This window comes from Tenacibaculum pacificus (assembly GCF_027941775.1).
Lineage (GTDB): Bacteria > Bacteroidota > Bacteroidia > Flavobacteriales > Flavobacteriaceae > Polaribacter > Polaribacter pacificus_A.
The window spans coordinates 211,507-228,859 of record NZ_CP115917.1 but is presented as its reverse complement, the minus strand read 5'-3'; the positions used below and the strand labels follow the sequence as shown (position 1 = coordinate 228,859).

Genomic DNA, 17,353 nt, shown 5'->3' with positions numbered 1-17,353 from the left:
TATGCGTTGGACTTTAAAAAAAGAACCCGATTTATTAAAAGTAAATCAATTAGCTAAAGAGTTATCTGTTGAAAAAACATTGGCTAAAATTTTAGTACAACGCAATATTGATACTTTTGATAAAGCTCGAAAATTTTTCCGTCCTTCTTTAGATGATTTGCACGACCCTTTTTTAATGAAAGATATGCATATCGCCGTACAACGAATTGAAAAAGCCATTGCAAACAACGAAAATATTTTGGTTTTTGGAGATTATGATGTAGACGGAACAACAGCTGTTTCGTTACTTTCTTCTTATTTAAAAACAATTCACCCGAAGGTTGCTACATATATTCCTGATAGATATGCCGAAGGTTACGGAGTTTCTTACATGGGAATTGATTTTGCTGATGACAATGATTTCTCTTTAATTATTGCCTTAGATTGCGGAATTAAAGCCATTGATAAAGTTGCTTACGCTACCGAAAAAAACATCGATTTTATTATTTGCGACCATCATAAACCTGGAAAAGAAATTCCGAAGGCTGTTGCTGTTTTAAATCCGAAGCAAATAGACTGTTTTTATCCTTATGATGAATTATGTGGTTGTGGCGTTGGTTTTAAATTGATTCAGGCTTTAGGATCAAAAAGAAATCAAACTATTGATGATTTAATGCCGTATTTAGATTTGGTAGCCACTGCAATTGCTGCCGATATTGTTCCAATGACTGGCGAAAATAGAACTTTAGCTTATTGGGGTTTACAAGTAATTAATTCAAAACCACGAAACGGAATTAAAGCAATAATTCATCAATTAGATAAAAAAGAATTAACCATTACCGATGTTGTTTTTATAATCGCTCCGCGAATAAATGCAGCTGGTAGAATGAAACACGGTAATTATGCCGTGGAACTTTTAACCGAAATAGATTTTGATTCGGCTATTGAATTTGCTTCAGCAATTGAAAAATTTAATGCTGATAGAAAAGGACTCGACAAAAAAATTACAGAAGAAGCTTTACTTCAAATTGAAAACAATAATGAAACTGAAAAATTTACTTCAGTTGTTTTTGATGAAAATTGGCACAAAGGCGTTATCGGAATTGTAGCATCAAGATTAATTGAAACTTATTACAGACCTACTTTAGTTTTTACAAAAAGTGGCGATAAATTAGCCGCTTCTGCCCGTTCAGTAAAAGGATTTGATGTATATAATGCCTTAGAACAATGTGCAGAATTTATTGAACAATTTGGTGGACATAAATATGCTGCGGGTTTAACTTTAGTCCCTGAACAATACGAGAATTTTAAAAATAAATTTGAAGAAGTAGTAAAAAACACTATCGATAAAAACTTATTAATTCCTGAAATTAGTATTGACGCCGAATTAGATTTATCAGAAATATCTCCTAAGTTTTTTAGAATTATTCAACAAATGGCACCTTTTGGCCCTTTAAATATGAGACCTACTTTTTCTACAACTGCCGTTAGAGATAATGGTTATGGAAAACAAGTAGGAGCTGATAAAAATCATTTAAAACTGAATATTATTTATGGAGCTGATAATCGAACTTATAATTCTATTGGTTTTAGTTTAGGAAAAAAACTACCTTTAATTCAAAATGAATTTGATATTGCATACGCACTAGATGAAAATACTTGGAACGGAAATACAAGTATTCAACTGCTTTTAAAAGATATAAAATAATTATCGTCATGCTGAATTTAGTTCAGCATCACATCAACATGAAAACTATGGAAAATTAGGATGCAAACCTGAAATAAATTCAGGTTGACGAATGTTATTTCTTATTTTCAAAATTTAATTTTTAGTACAAATGCCTAGCCCCGATTGAAGCAGTTGTTTCAGCTCTTTTTTTGATTTTTCTTCAAAAAAAAGCGAGTGCGGAAAGCGGGAAATTGCTTCAAAAAACCTTTAAACTTTTTTATATAATTCTGATTTTATTATTACTTCTTTTTGATAGCACGCATCAAACCTTCTTGTGCCACGGAAGCCACTAAAACGCCTTTTCGAGTGTAAATATTACCCGTTGCAAAACCACGAGCGCCAAATGTATTAGGGCTTTCGATTGAAAATAATAACCAATCATTAAAATCGAAATCACGATAAAACCACATAGAATGGTCTAAACTTGCCATTTGCGTATTTCCGAAATGAGCAACACTCGCATTCGGATTTAAACAAGTCGTTAAAATATTATAATCAGAAATATACGTTAAAATCTGTTGCTTTAAAGCTAAGTTTAAATCTTGAGAAGCATTTTTTAATTTAAACCAAACATCTACCACGGGAGGCAAATCTTTTAAATCAAAAGGATTTACTATATGAACAGGTTTAAAATCGACAGGTCGCTCGATACTTAAAAAAGCTTTTAATTTTTTAGGTAAAAAATCGCTGAATTGCACTAACATATCCGACCAACTTAACAATTCTTCAGGCTGTTTTATGTCTTTTTTAATTGGCTTTTGATGTTCGTAACCTTCCTCCTTTTTATGAAAAGAACATGCTAAAATAAAAATAGTTTTATCTTCTTGAGTTGCTGTAACTCTTCGAGTAGAAAAACTTCCGCCATCACGAATTACTTGTACATTATATTTTATCGGCACTTCTAAATTTCCAGCTTCTAAAAAATACGAATGCAAGGAATGTAAAATACGCTCATCAGAAACCGTTCTATAAGCTGCATTTAAAGACTGTGCTAAAACTTGTCCGCCAAATACAATTGGACTTCCAATATCTTTACTTATTCCATTAAAATTATTGTTTCCTAGATTTTCTAGCATTAATATCTTTAATAATTCTGCTGTATTTTTCATAGTTATAATTTAACTTCTGATAGTAATTTTTTCTCTTTAAAAGGATATTGCTGTTTAAATTCCGAAGGTTGAATTTTTTTCAAAAACAAACTTAAAATACTGTTTGTAATCGTTTTTTTATGTCGTAAATAAATGGTTAAATCCTGAGGAACAGCACCAACTGAACTTTTTATTTCGCTAGCTGTTCTTCCAAAATTTATTGATTTTACTTGACTCTCTATTCCTAAAGAAATATAATCGTATAACATTCGCTGATAAATAGCGTACTCTTTATTATTCTGATAATCGATACCTACAAAATGAGCATCTAGTGAATCTTGATTAAAAATTCCTGATAAAAAACCAACTAATTTATCTTCTAACCAATAGGCTTTTAAAAAATAAGCATCGCCTAAATTATCTTTTAAAGTTTGAAAAGTTTGTAAATTGAAATCACCTAAATTAAAACTCGCTTTACTAGAAACTGTTTTATATAACTCCGTCATTTCAGGAAATAAATCTTTCAATCTATCTGCGGTAATATCTTCTGTTTTTAAAATAGCACTATTTTTGAATGCTTTTCTGGCTTTTACTCTAAATTTTGTTTTTAAATCTGCTAAATAATCATCTAAAGAATTCCAATTTTCGGATATATATAAAACCATATTAGGATCTACATTAAAAGAATTATAGCTTTCTTCTTTTAATACTGATTTACTAAACAATGATTTATTTTCAAAATCTTTTAGCATAAAAGCATCGGCTGTATTTTGAGGTTTTAAATTAGAAAACTCTAATACTGCTTCGGCTATTTGCGGAAGAATTTCATTTCTATTTTGATTTTTTTTGATAAAAATTCCATGTTCACCACTTACAAAAGTATTTCCGCAAGTGAGAATTTTAAATGTTTTTTCTGGAGATAAAAAACCTAATTTTCGTCCTGTACATTTTACCCAATGTACAATAGATTGCATATCATTTTGAACGCTATCTAAATAAAAATCGACAATTTGAATGGTCGCCAAAGCTACGGCACTATTTTTTTCATCAAACAAAACAATGTATGCAAATTGTATTTTTGAGTTGTTTTGCTGTAAAGCTTCTAAATACTTCGGATGAAAATACCAGTTATTAGTACAGTTTAATTGTTGCCAAATATTCGTTGATATTTCATTGATATTATAAAAATATCGAACATTTAAAGTTTGTTTATTACAAGATAAAATATGCACAGGTTTTGGTTCTATTTGAAATCTAAATTACTAAAAGTTTATTTAATCGATGTTATACAACGCCATTATTCCAAACGGATACATTTAATAATTTGCTTATTTTCATCATATCGCTTAAAATATAGGTTTTATCACCATGATTTAATAAATTATAACGTTCTCCATTTTTAGTGATTAAATTTAATTCATAAGAAAAATAACTTCCCGAAGAGCTGTTACCTGATATAAATTTTTCTAAAACCTGTAAGGCGTGTATTTGTTGAAAAGTTAATAATTCTCCTCCAACAATAATTTTTCTTTTTCGGGTGTATATATATGCTTTTGGAGAAAACATAAATAATAAAATAACTCCTACAATTAAGAAAACACCTCCTGATGTAAAAAATAATTTTCCGCCTTTCATAAAAGTAAGCGGAATATCAGAAGTTTGATAATATTCATAAATTGAAACAGCTACATAATTTAATCCTATCAATAAAAAACTCCACGCAAAAACTTTCGTAAACGAACTTCCTGTTATTTTATAACCTTGTGCTGTTTTTTTAAATGTTTCACTGGCAAAATTGCTTCCTGAACTTTCTAAACCATCCCACGAAATACTTCTTCCTATTTCATCGGTATTAAAATCATCAAAAGTAAAATCGATTTGTTTGTTTTTAGAGGATGTTTTTTTTCTATTAGAAAGATAACTTGTTACTAGCATACCGATTCCCATAAAGACTAAAACAAGTAACATTCCACCTGTTTTATAATATAGAAATTTTTGTTTTCCATAAACTTTTTGATGAACAGCAACCGTAATTTCTAATCTTTTAAGTAGATGTGTACCTTTTCGATTTAATTTTTTTGATTGCTTTAATGAATCTAAAGTGCGAATATCATTTTGAAGCGTTATTTGATTATTGTTATATCTTTCATATTGATTTTGAAGCTGTGGTGTAACTACAAAAAAAATAATTCCGATAGGTATTAATAAAAAAAGCCAAGAACTTTTAATCGATAATTTACTCATAAAATATTTATTATATAAAAAATGGTGATGTATAAAATTATTATACATCACCATTTATCGTTATTTCTATTAAAAATTATTCTAAAACACGAACTTTAATACTATGATAGCTATCAGACCTTACACCAATTAATCCTGATATTTTTTCTCCTTTTTTAATTATAGTACCGTTAATATTATAGTTTAATAAGTCTTTTTTAAATTTTTCATTTGCAGAACCTGCAGCAATCATATTTCCTGCTGCTAATCCTGGACCAATAATTAAACCAACAGGTGTTGAACTAGTTTCTTCATAACCTCGGCTACTATAACTTGTTGTATAAATATTAAGTGGTGTTAATAATAAATACCATAAATAAGAAGTAACACTTTGTTTTAACGATTTAAAAATCAATTCATTTTCCATAATATATAAACCCGTACCGTCATCATAAGTCAATTTTAAATCTTCACCAAAAGTTAAATCTTTATTCGAATTATTTGTAAGCTTAATTGCAATTAACTTAATACCCTTAGCTAATTCTTTTTTCTTATATTTTTTATTTAATAATTCATATTTATATTCAAGAATAACACCGTTATCAATGCTTTTAGATAAATAATTTAAACTAGCTGGATTAATTGATTTATAACCAGAAGCACAATTTGTTAATAAAGTAAAAGTGAATAAAAAGCAAATGATTTTAAGTAATTTCATAGTTATATTTTTTAACGAAAATAACTAAAAAAAGAAAGCCACAAACAAATTTGTTTGTGGCTTTTAAATATTTTATATTTTAAGTATTATCCTACAATATTAATTATTTTTCCAGGAACAATAATTACCTTTTTAGGAGTTTCTCCTTTTAATTGTGCAATTGTACGTTCATCAGCCATTACAATTTTTTCAATTTCTTCTTTTGATAAATCTAATGCTAACTCTAAAGTAAAACGCATTTTTCCGTTAAAAGAAACTGGATAATTTTTAGAACTTTCCACTAAATAAGATGCTTCAAATATTGGAAAATCAATAGTTGAAATTGAACCTTCATGTCCTAATTGATTCCATAATTCTTCCGCAATATGTGGTGCATATGGTGAAATTAAAGCTAATATTGGCTCTAAAATTGCACGTTTATTACATTTTAAAGCAGTTAATTCGTTTACAGCAATCATAAAAGTAGAAACCGAAGTGTTGAAAGAGAAATTCTCAATATCTTCTTCTACCTTTTTAATTGTTTTGTGTAAAACCTTTAACTCTTCTTTAGTTGGTTCAGCTTCTGTTACAATAACTCCTTCTTCGCCAACATATAATTTCCATAATTTCTTTAAGAAAGAATATACTCCTGAAATACCTGAAGTTTTCCAAGGCTTGGTTTGTTCTAAAGGACCTAAAAACATTTCGAATAAACGTAATGCATCTGCACCAAATTCTTCACAAATTAAATCAGGATTTACAACATTGTGTTTCGATTTAGACATTTTCTCAACTTCTCTGTAACAAACAAATTGATTATCTCTTCCAAAAACAAATTCTGCTGTTTCAAATTCTGATCTCCAAGCTTTTAATTTATCAATATTTATATTGATATCTCCTTCTAAAGTACTTACACAAATATGAATTGGTCTGTACGTTAAAGATTCTTCTGTTTCTTCTGTTAAACCTGCTTCGACTAATTTTTTATGTAATCGAGAACCTAATTTATCATCGGCTTCTGTATCTTCTATTTGATTTTCTCCTTGAAAATAATCAGCTGAAACATATAAATTATGTTTTTTACCATCAAACAATGCTTCATAAACAAGTGCTGATGTTCCTAAAATCATTCCTTGATTGATTAATTTTTTAGCAAACTCATCAACAGGTAAAGCTCCTTTATCGAACAAGAATTTTTGCCAAAAACGAGCATATAATAAATGTCCTGTTGCATGTTCAGAACCTCCAATATATAAATCGATTTCTTTCCAGTAATCAGCCGCTTCTTTGCTTACAAATTCTCCATCATTTGTAGCATCCATATAACGATTAAAATACCAAGAACTTCCTGCCCAACCTGGCATTGTATTTAATTCTAGATTAAAAATAGTTTCATTATTAATTAAATCGTTAGAAACTACTTCATTTTTCTCAGTATCCCAAGCCCAAACCTCAGCATTTCCTAAAGGTGGTTTTCCATCTTCAGTTGGCAAATATTTTTCAACTTCTGGTAAAACGATTGGCAAGTATTTTGCGTCAATCATTTGTGGCATTCCATCTTTATAAAAAACTGGAAAAGGCTCTCCCCAATAACGCTGACGACTAAATACAGCGTCACGTAAACGGTAGTTTATTTTTCCAAAACCGAAACCTTGCTTTTCCATTTCATAGATAGCTAATTTCACGGCTTTTTTATATGATAAACCATCTAAGAAATCAGAATTTGCAATTTTTGTTCCTTCTTTATCTGCATGAGCATTTTCAGAAATATCAACATCAGCAAAAATATTAGGAATTTCTAATCCGAAGTTTTTTGCGAAGTCATAATCACGTTGATCACCACAAGGAACTGCCATAACTGCACCTGTTCCGTAGTTTGCTAATACGTAATCACCAATCCAAATTGGCACTTGTTTTCCTGTGAATGGGTGTAAAGCATATGCTCCTGTAAATACTCCTGAAATAGTTTTTACATCTGCCATTCTATCTCTTTCAGAACGCTTTGCTGTTGCTTTTATGTAAGCATAAACAGCTTTCTTTTGAGATTCACTTGTAATTTTAGTTACCAACTCATGTTCTGGAGCTAGTGTCATAAAAGATACTCCGTAAATAGTATCAGGTCTTGTAGTAAAAACGTCTATTTTATAATCGTTTTGTACTACTGTTTCTGCTACCTCAACTGTTGATTTTTCAAGAGGTTTTGCAAATTGAATGGTATTATTAATTTTAGATACAACACCTAAAACATTTTCTAAAACCTCTTCATTTGTAAAACGAACTATATGAAGTCCTTCGTTTGTAAAATACGTAGTTCTTGCTGCTTCGTCTTCTTTACCAGAAAATTCGACAACAATATTTTTTGCTAAACATACATAATCTACTAAAAATGTACCAATAGTATATTTTTTTCTAAATTTTGATGCTCCTTTTTTATTTTTTAATTCATTCCAAAGAACTTCTTCTGCCTTTGATAAGTTTAAACGCATTTCTTTTAATGCCTCTAATTCTTTGAACGATAATTTTACACCAGCTTCCACTTCTAAAGCATCAACTTTAAAAGTTACCATTGCTCCTTCGCTTCTTCCAATCCAATTTGTTTGGCTATCTTTTAAAGGTTGTGGCCAATCGATGTTTTCTAAACCATCTAACAAACGTTGTGAATATGCTGAAATTCGCATAGACCATTGGGTCATTTTCTTACGAATTACAGGATGCGCACCACGTTCTGATACTCCGTTTATAATTTCATCATTTGCCAATACCGTTCCTAATCCTGGACACCAGTTTACTTCGGTATCAGATAAATAAGTTAAACGATATTGTAATAAAATAGCTTCTTTTTCTTTATCAGAAAAACCATTCCATTGTTCCGCAGAAAAAACTGCGATATCTTCTTCTGAAACTGCATTTACAGATGCATTTCCTTCCGTTTCAAATACTGAAATTAAAGTTGAAACATCTTCTGCTTTATCAGAATCTTTATTATACCAAGAATTAAATAATTGGATAAAAATCCACTGTGTCCATTTATAATATTCAGGACTAGAAGTTCTCACCTCACGAGACCAATCGAAAGAAAAACCAATAGTATCTAACTGACGACGGTACGTATTAATGTTTGTTTCGGTAGTAATTGCTGGATGCTGACCTGTTTGAATTGCGTATTGTTCTGCTGGTAAACCAAAAGAATCATATCCTTGCGGATGCAATACGTTAAATCCTTTATGACGCTTATAACGTGCATAAATATCAGATGCAATATATCCTAAAGGATGCCCAACATGTAAACCCGCTCCTGAAGGATAAGGAAACATATCTAACACATAATATTTAGGTTTCTCTGATTCATTACTGGCTTTAAATGTTTGGTTATCTGCCCAAAACTGTTGCCATTTCTTTTCTATATCTTGATGATTATATTGCATTGTATTTCGTTTAAGAAGCTACAAATTTACGTTTATTTTAAATAATATATTTGTTTATTTATTGCTAATAAAAACAAACTGAAGCAAAAAAAACTAGGTTCAAAAATCGTATGATTTTCAAACCTAGTTTTTTACTATTATTTAATCGCTTATGATTATCCTTTTACTGGTACAGATACAATTACTTTTCCCCATCCTAAATACATGATTGCATCATTTTCTTGTCCGTTGAATACAATTGAAAATGCTTCAATCGATTTTTTTGATTTAGAAATAGTAGCCGATACTCTTACCACATCTTCAGATTCACTATAAGAATAAGCACCCCAAACATTTTTTGCTGTACTTAAAATTACCGTCCATTCTTTATCCCCAGGAATCGTAAACAAAGTATAAGTTCCTGATTTAACTTCTTTACCTCCAAAATTTACATCTTTATAAAACGTAATTTCTGGAGCTTCGTTAGCTCCTGTTCTCCAAACTTTTTCATTCGGTGCTAATTTAGAAATAGCTCTTCTTTTTAATTGCGGACGGCTGTAAATTACTTTCACTAATTTATCTGAAATACGAGAACTACTTGGATAACTTGCGGCATCCATCGGGCTTCTATCTAATTTTTCAAATTTCTGCCCCATTACAGTATTAGAAAAAAATACTGTAAGCATTAAAACCGCTGTAAGAAAGATTCTATTTTTCATTATAAATTATTTTAAAAGTTGTTATTATGACTATTTCGTCTTCAAAATTACAAATACTTACAAAAACTATTCCGTAATCATTAGCTATACTTTTGTTAAAAGTAGTTTTAATGAGTTTTTTTAAATTTAAAAAGTTTTTCAACGATTAAAATCAAAATTAGACTCACACCAAAAACAGGTAATAAAATAGCTAATAACACCAATATCAATAAAATTGATTTCCCTACTTTAAATTGAGATGATACTTTTGGAATACACCAACTTCCTTTTTGTTTTCTATATAAATACGAAAATAAACCTGCAACAGTCATTAATGTTAAACCCACAGCAACGCCAAACATCAACCACCAATTCCAACCACCAAATTGCCCTTGATGAAATGCCATAACCCACATTCTGCCACGCATTAAAAACCCGACATCGCTCCAAGTATGTTCTTTTATTAATTTACCTGAATACTGATCGAAATGCAACTTTTTTTGAGCATCTAAAGGAAAAGTACTATTCGAAACACTAAAAGTACTTTTTGCTGATTTTGGCAAACCAATACTAACAGTTCCTTGTAATTTTTGCTGATTTGCAATAGCAACCATTTCTTCAATGGTCATTCTTTTTTCTTTTACTTCGGATGTTAAACCACGTCCGCTCCATGTTTTAGGAAATCCTGTATTGGTTACTTTTTGAACCCATTTAAAATTACTTCCAAAAACATCTGTCCAAGGTAAACCACCCGCTAAAACAAGTAATAATAAAAGAGACATCCAAAAACCTGTAACAGCATGTAAATCTCTAAATAAAATTCTTTTTCCTTCTTTAAATCGGATTGTAAAAACACCTTTTATCCCACTAGAAAATGGCCACCAAATATAGATTCCTGTTAAAATTAAAACCACCATCCAACTGGCAATTAACTCAATAATTTTAGTTCCTATTTTGCCTCCTAATAACTCACCATGTAATTTTCTAACGGTGTACATCCAAGTATCTTTAGGACTAAAAGTTCCTGTAGCTTCACCTGTATATTGATTTACAAAAACTGTTGTTTTATGACTGAACCTACCTGAAATAAATGCTGTTGCTTTATCAGGATTTGTATTAATAACCATTGAACTTGGTTTCTTTTTTAATTTTTCTTTAGCATTCTCCCACTGTTGTTGATACGAAATTGGTGTTTTATGCAAATTTTCAACGTCTTGAATTTTTGCAACCTCTTTACTTTCTACATCTGGATTGAACAAATAAATAGCTCCAGTAATAGATAACACCAATATAAAAGGCAAGGAAATAATTCCTGCAATAAAATGCCATTTCCAAAGCCATTGATTTAGTTTTCTATTTTTCATTTTATAAAAAATTTAAAAACTTCTTATCTTAATAGATAAGAAGTTTTTTCGTGTTAAAAGTTATACTTCATTCCAAAATGAAATGCTCTTGGAGCACCTACACTATAAGAGTTTTTACCATATCGATAAGAAGCTCTTGTAGAATATAATTCATCAAAAATATTTAAAGCTTGTGCACAAATATCAATTTTTTTGTAAGTATAAACAGCTTTTAAATTAAAAAGATGATGCCCATCATAAACAGCCGTTCCCATAATATCGTTTCCTAAAGTATCTTCTCCAATTACTACTTGATTTTCATAACTAGTATTATATTTTCCTATTTGCTCGTGCTGTAAAGTCAATAATAAATTATCAATAGGCTTATATTTTAACGACATTGAAGCGATATAATTTGGCGCAGTTTGCATATCCGTATTTGAATGGTCAATTTTTGAATATGTTTTTGTTTTATTATCTTTTACAGCCTCATAAAAATCAAGATATTTATGTGATGCATAACTTCCGTTATAATCAAAAGTTAAGTTATTTAATATTTCCCAATTAAAACCTAACTCAACTCCTTGCGAACGAGTTTTTCCAGCATTTTGCTGTAAATAATTTCCGCTATCATCAGAAGTTGTAACTAATCTGTTTTTACCGTCTAATCGATATACAGCAACATCTAATTTAATCTCAGAATTTACAGTAACATATCCTCCAATTTCATAATTATCAAAATTTGCTGGTTTTAATTTGTAAACTTCTCCTTCAATACCGCTATTTCTAAATAACGAACCTATTTGTGGCGGAGTAAATCCTTTTGAATAATTTGAGTAAATCCCTGATTTATTAGTGATATTATAATTTAATCCAACTTTAGGCGAAATATTATTATAAGTTACTTTTTGGTCATTAACTCCTGAAGCTCCTTCATCTTTATTATCGTAATCATAACTAAAACCATCGTAACGAACCGCGGCTGTTAATTTCAAATTATCTAACGGCGAAATTTCAAATTGAGCATAAGTTGCATAATTTAAAATATCAGCCTGATAAAACATATTATACAAATCAGTCATTTTATAACTAACAAACTTTTGTGTATCTTCATTATAAGTTACTTCAATTTTCTTGGCATAATAATCTTGCGGAGAATAATCAACAGTACCACCAACAATTAAAGAAGCATCAGCAAAATTAAAGTCTATTTTATGTTGCACAAGCCCTACTGCACTTGTAAATTTATTCGAATTAATTTCTCCAAACGGACTTCTTGTTGAAATTCTATAAGAAGGAATTTGATTCATTTCGTTATTTCTATAGATAAAATTAAAAGACGTTTTATTGTTCTCATTCCATTTTTTATCTAACGTAGTACGAAAACGTAAAGTTGTAGCAACTCTTTCTGCAAACGTGTGATTACTCTTATATTTTCCTGCTAAATAATTTTCTTCGGATAAAGAACTTGATCCCATATCTGAACGAAAATCGATAAAAGAAACAGTATTTGTCCAACGTAAATTTTCAGAAAAATCGTTTACATTTTTAAAAGTAATCGCAAATTTTTCATAATCAGAATGTTCAAGTAATCCATTTACACGACGTATTTTATGTACACCTACATAAAAACCGTGTTTATCTAAAACTGTTGTTGATATTTCTGCTCCTATTTTTTGTAATCCTAAAGTATTTGCTTCAATATCGACAGATCCTCCGAATTCTTTTCTCGGATTTTTAGTCATAAAATTAATACTTCCTCCAATAGCTTCACTTCCATAAATACTCGATGCAGGTCCTTTTACTACCTCAACTCTACCAAAAGCAGTACTATTCATTTCCAACAAAGCATTGTGATTAAACACCGCAACAGGACGAATCGGCAAACCATCTTCTAAGTATAAAAACAACGATTTTGTTGATATCGGACTACGAATAGCCATCATATGTTGTTCATTACTTGCCGCCATTGAAGTACTCATATACACTCCAGGAACTTGATTTACCAACTGTTCGATTCCAAAAGCTTTTGTTTCTTCAATATCTTTTTCAGATACTATTCCAATTGCTGCAGGAATATCTTTTCGTTTTTGAACCTCTCTACTTGCTGATATAATTACCTCCTCTAAACTTTCTAAGTCTTCTTCTAATTGAATTGTGTTTAACTTATTTAAAAATGTTACAATTTTTGTTTGATATCCAACTGTTGTAATTTTTACTTTCGGATTTTTTAATTTGATAGAAAAACCACCTTCAAAATCAGAAGCTGTTCCTTTATTATTACTAGAAATAATAGTAGCTCCTATAATAGGGTTATTATTTTTATCAGTAATTTTTCCTTTATATACTATTTGTGCAAAACCATTAATCATAGGCACTAAAAGCGCTATGAATAAAATTATTATTGTTTTTTTCATTATTGTATTTTGTTCTATTGATATTTAAGTATCTATTTTAAATATTAATATTTTTTATTCTTTAAAAATTATAATTAAAGTATAAACTTGTTCTATACTTTACATCAATAGTTCCTTGAGCTAAATTTTGATTTATTGGATACATTCCTAATGCTCCAAAAGTTATTTTTTCTGTATTATATTCAAAACCAATATTTGTAAACAAAGCATGTCCTTTGGTATTTTTTATCTCTAAGTTAAATTTTTCATTACTTTGATAAAACTCACCTGAAACACCTAAAGAAGGTACAAAAGAATGCTTTTGATTATCTTTAAAAACATAGAAAAAAGCACTGTTAAAATTGAATTGATTTCCAAATTTATACTCTTTTTTATTGATTGTTTTATAATAATAATTTACATAATTTGTAACTCCTAATTTATTATACTTGTATACATATTGTACATTGGCTATATAATCTACGCTTCCTGTTCCTAATTGAAAACTCGGATTAATAGCATTATTATTTTTTTCATTAAAACTACCTGTTGGAAGTTTTATCCCCCCTCCTATTTTTAACAAATGATTTGTTGATGTTACTTTATCTGAAGTTTCATTATACGCTCCTTTTTGTTGATTAATTAACGTATAATTTGCAAATAAACTTACATCTCCTAAACCGCTTATTTGAGTAGATTTATCAATATAATTTCTAGTATGAAAATGATAAGGAACAAATACTTGTACATCTAATTTTGATGTAATTGGAATACGTGACCAAATTTGCATGGTATTAAATGATTCTTCTATTTTAGGCGAATTATTAAAAATACCATCTTTTGATTCATATTGTTGATGTAAATACCTAACTCCAATAAAATTATTTTCAAGAATACCTCCCATGCCTAAACTACCTCCATTATTACTGCAACCACAAGCATCACAATCTTCTTCTAAAAAAAGACGGTAATCAGAAGGAAAAGGATTTTCTGAATACATAACTGTAGTTAATAAAGTAAAAAATAACAAGTATGTTTTTTTAATTTTCAGCAAATCTTTTATCTTTAATAAATTCTTCATCAGTTAATGTGTTTAAAAATGCAATAATTTTATTTTTCTCATTGGCAGACATTAAAATACCTAAGCTACCATCTGAGTGTTTTAATAATGGATCTAAATTTGTAGTTTCTTCTACTCCGTTAGCATAAAAATTAAGTACCGATTTTAACGACCCAAAACGACCATCGTGCATATAAGGTGCTGTTAATGCTATGTTTCTTAAACTAGGAACTTTAAATTTAAATTTATCATCTTCTAAAAGAGTAACACGCATTCTACCTAAATCGTTAATTTCTTGATTAATTGGCAAACCATTATTTCTAAAAGAATCATCCGTAAATAAAGCTGTTTTATGACAAGAAGCACATTTGTTTTCAAATAGTTTTAAACCCTCTTTTTCATCATCAGTAAAAACTCCACCTTCTTCATCTCTAACATATTTATCGTATTTCGAGTTTGAAGAAACCATCATAATCATAAATTGAGATAATGCCTTTAAAGTATTTTCTGTATTTATTTTACCATCATCAAAAGCCAAAGAATATAAATTTTCATAAGCCTTATCTTGCTTTAATTTAGCTAAAATATTGGTAACTGTTTCCCCCATTTCATCAGGGTTCGTTATAGGAATTATCGAAAATAAATCTAGATGAAAAGCAGCTCCATCCCATGCAAATTGACTTTGAAACGCCATGTTCTGTATAGGTGGTGCATTACGAGTACCTTCTCTATTATCAACTCCATGACTAAAAGTATGCCCATGATGTGTAAATGCAAATTTTTGTTGATGACAAAATGCACAAGCAACTACTCCATCAGAAGATAATTTCCCTTCATAAAACAATTTTTTACCTAACTCAAATCCTTTTTCTGTTAACGGATTATTATCTAAGTTATATTTTATTTCTGGAAAATTACTAGGTTTTTCAAAAGCTAATGGAACTTTTTCATAAACTCCTTGGTCTTTATTACAACTTGTAAAAAGACAGATACTAACTATAAATAGTAGAATCTTCTTCATTTGTATAAATATTTAGGATGATTAAAATAGAACCAACAACATTACATAATCGATAATTTTTTAATGTAATGCTGTTGGTTTTTATAGTTTTTTAGTGATGACTATCACTTCCATTATGTACGTGATGTACCGAAAACATTTCTTTATTGTTATCAGCAATTAAAGCAGCTTTATCTCCTCCCATAATAGTTTCTCCTTCAGATAATTTAATCTTATTAGAACCATCAAGCATCTTATCAGCATTTACTTTAATATGTATTTGCGGAGATTTATCATTACTAACTAAAGCTGTTTCCATAGATAATTCTACTTCTTTATATAAATCAACAGTAGTACCTCTACTCGCAATATGTAACATAAATTTACTTTCTTCAGTTTGAGTTTCTGATGTAAAATCACCTTCTAAAACAACAAATTTATAACCTGCTTGCCAGCTCCATGTTAAACTGTAATCTTCGGCTTTTGTCCAAAAATCTTCTTGTGCAGCTTGTCCATCAATATATCTTTCTTGATCTATACCAATACCAAATTTCACTTTATTATAAGTTCCTGCAGGAATATCTTCTAAAATAACTTTTACATTTTTCTTTTTATCTACGCCTCCTTCACTAATAATAAAGTAGCCTTTTTCCTTTGGATATTCTATCTCAACACCATTATCAGTTACTAAGATAAAATTACTTAGAATGTAATCAAAAGATGATATTTTTAACTTTTCAGCATTTTCAGTAGTATATGAACTTCCTAAAATTAAATCATCATCTCCAAAAGAAGCATCAAATTCAATTGAAACATTATTTGTTCCTTCTAAAGTTGAAGGAGTATCATCGTTATTACAAGAAGCGAAAGTAAAAGCAATAGTAATTGCTAATAAATTAAATATTTTTTTCATTTTATATGTGTTTATATGCTGATGAACTATTGAAATCATCAACAAATTATTTTAAAAAAATTAATAAAACAGCCAATAAACCCCGTGTTAAAAACACCAGTGAATATTAAGCGAACCTATATAAAAGTAAAGTGTTGGGTGGATGAAATATAGACACCTCAAACAAATAAGAATATGTTTGATTGTATGAAAATAATGCCTTTTTATGAAGTGTTATTAAAGTTTTCTTTGGTACACCTATAAATTCAACAAAACCTATTGGATAATCTTTCGCTACAATTCGTAATGATTTAAAATCATCATCTTGTTGTTCTGCTATTTTTAGCATTAATTGACATTTACCATTACACTGAAGCATCGGTTTGTCTTTATTGATACATAATACTTTTGATATATAATCATAATTTATAGCATACTCAACAAATGGCGCAATAGGGCGCAACATAGCAAGCATGTATAATAAAATGAAAAAATATATACTTAGTTTTTGTAACAAAAATTATTTTTTAAATAGGAGGTGTAAAGGTAGTTCAAGTATTTTTTTTTATCAATTAAAAATAGGTATAAATATTATTCTTATTTATTCTAAATAAATTACTACATTTGCATCATATTATAGATTATGATTATATTTTATACTGATAATAAGAAAGTTATACCTGTAGTTTCACTACAGAAAGAAACTATATGTGATACTGTTTGTAGCTCTAATTGTTTAAAACCAAAAACTAACTGCTGTAATAAATACAAAAAGAAAGGAATTAATTGTAAGCGATGCCCTTTATCTTTTGGTTTAAAAGCTGTTTCATAAAAAATATTTACA

General features: G+C 29.2%; 13 protein-coding genes. 1 reads left to right on the top strand and 12 read right to left on the bottom strand.

The window, feature by feature from the left end; genetic code table 11:
- The first annotated feature begins 1 nt into the window (after position 1).
- Positions 2–1,687 carry a single-stranded-DNA-specific exonuclease RecJ gene (gene recJ / locus PG913_RS00985; RefSeq protein WP_271231230.1) on the top strand — a complete coding sequence of 562 codons (1,686 nt, stop codon included), beginning with the start codon at positions 2–4 and terminating at the stop codon, positions 1,685–1,687.
- 260 nt (positions 1,688–1,947) lie between these two features.
- On the opposite strand, the gene PG913_RS00980 is transcribed toward recJ, so the two are convergent.
- From PG913_RS00980 to PG913_RS00925, 12 genes are all read right to left on the bottom strand, one after another.
- Positions 1,948–2,817, bottom strand: a complete 870-nt coding sequence (locus PG913_RS00980; RefSeq protein ID WP_271231229.1) for an acyl-CoA thioesterase — start codon at positions 2,815–2,817, stop codon at positions 1,948–1,950.
- A gap of 2 nt (positions 2,818–2,819) precedes the next feature.
- Positions 2,820–4,028: a GNAT family N-acetyltransferase gene (locus PG913_RS00975; protein ID WP_271231228.1), complete on the bottom strand. Its 1,209-nt coding sequence runs from the start codon at positions 4,026–4,028 to the stop codon at positions 2,820–2,822.
- 52 nt (positions 4,029–4,080) lie between these two features.
- The gene (locus PG913_RS00970) at positions 4,081–5,040 is read right to left on the bottom strand and encodes a hypothetical protein (protein WP_271231227.1); all 960 of its coding nucleotides are present in this window, start codon (positions 5,038–5,040) and stop codon (positions 4,081–4,083) included.
- A gap of 76 nt (positions 5,041–5,116) precedes the next feature.
- Positions 5,117–5,737 (bottom strand): hypothetical protein, encoded by a 621-nt coding sequence (locus PG913_RS00965; RefSeq protein WP_271231226.1) that lies wholly within the window; start codon positions 5,735–5,737, stop codon positions 5,117–5,119.
- A gap of 86 nt (positions 5,738–5,823) precedes the next feature.
- Positions 5,824–9,141 carry a class I tRNA ligase family protein gene (locus tag PG913_RS00960; RefSeq protein ID WP_271231225.1) on the bottom strand — a complete coding sequence of 1,106 codons (3,318 nt, stop codon included), beginning with the start codon at positions 9,139–9,141 and terminating at the stop codon, positions 5,824–5,826.
- 155 nt (positions 9,142–9,296) lie between these two features.
- Positions 9,297–9,839, bottom strand: coding sequence for a DUF2911 domain-containing protein (locus PG913_RS00955; RefSeq protein ID WP_271231224.1), 543 nt, complete (start codon positions 9,837–9,839; stop codon positions 9,297–9,299).
- 107 nt (positions 9,840–9,946) lie between these two features.
- The gene (locus PG913_RS00950) at positions 9,947–11,182 is read right to left on the bottom strand and encodes a PepSY-associated TM helix domain-containing protein (protein WP_271231223.1); all 1,236 of its coding nucleotides are present in this window, start codon (positions 11,180–11,182) and stop codon (positions 9,947–9,949) included.
- Between the two features lie 53 nt (positions 11,183–11,235).
- Positions 11,236–13,578, bottom strand: a complete 2,343-nt coding sequence (locus PG913_RS00945; protein ID WP_271231222.1) for a TonB-dependent receptor — start codon at positions 13,576–13,578, stop codon at positions 11,236–11,238.
- Positions 13,579–13,639: 61 nt separating this feature from the next.
- Positions 13,640–14,638 carry a transporter gene (locus tag PG913_RS00940; protein WP_271231221.1) on the bottom strand — a complete coding sequence of 333 codons (999 nt, stop codon included), beginning with the start codon at positions 14,636–14,638 and terminating at the stop codon, positions 13,640–13,642.
- Positions 14,598–15,638 (bottom strand): cytochrome-c peroxidase, encoded by a 1,041-nt coding sequence (locus PG913_RS00935; RefSeq protein ID WP_271231220.1) that lies wholly within the window; start codon positions 15,636–15,638, stop codon positions 14,598–14,600. The genes PG913_RS00940 and PG913_RS00935 overlap by 41 nt, the downstream gene beginning before the upstream one ends.
- Positions 15,639–15,729: 91 nt before the next feature.
- A complete protein-coding gene (locus PG913_RS00930; protein WP_271231219.1) occupies positions 15,730–16,530 on the bottom strand; it encodes an MbnP family protein in 801 nt (266 codons plus the stop codon).
- A 106-nt stretch (positions 16,531–16,636) separates the two neighbouring features.
- The gene (locus tag PG913_RS00925; RefSeq protein WP_271231218.1) at positions 16,637–17,026 is read right to left on the bottom strand and encodes a hypothetical protein; all 390 of its coding nucleotides are present in this window, start codon (positions 17,024–17,026) and stop codon (positions 16,637–16,639) included.
- Between the last annotated feature and the right edge of the window lie 327 nt (positions 17,027–17,353).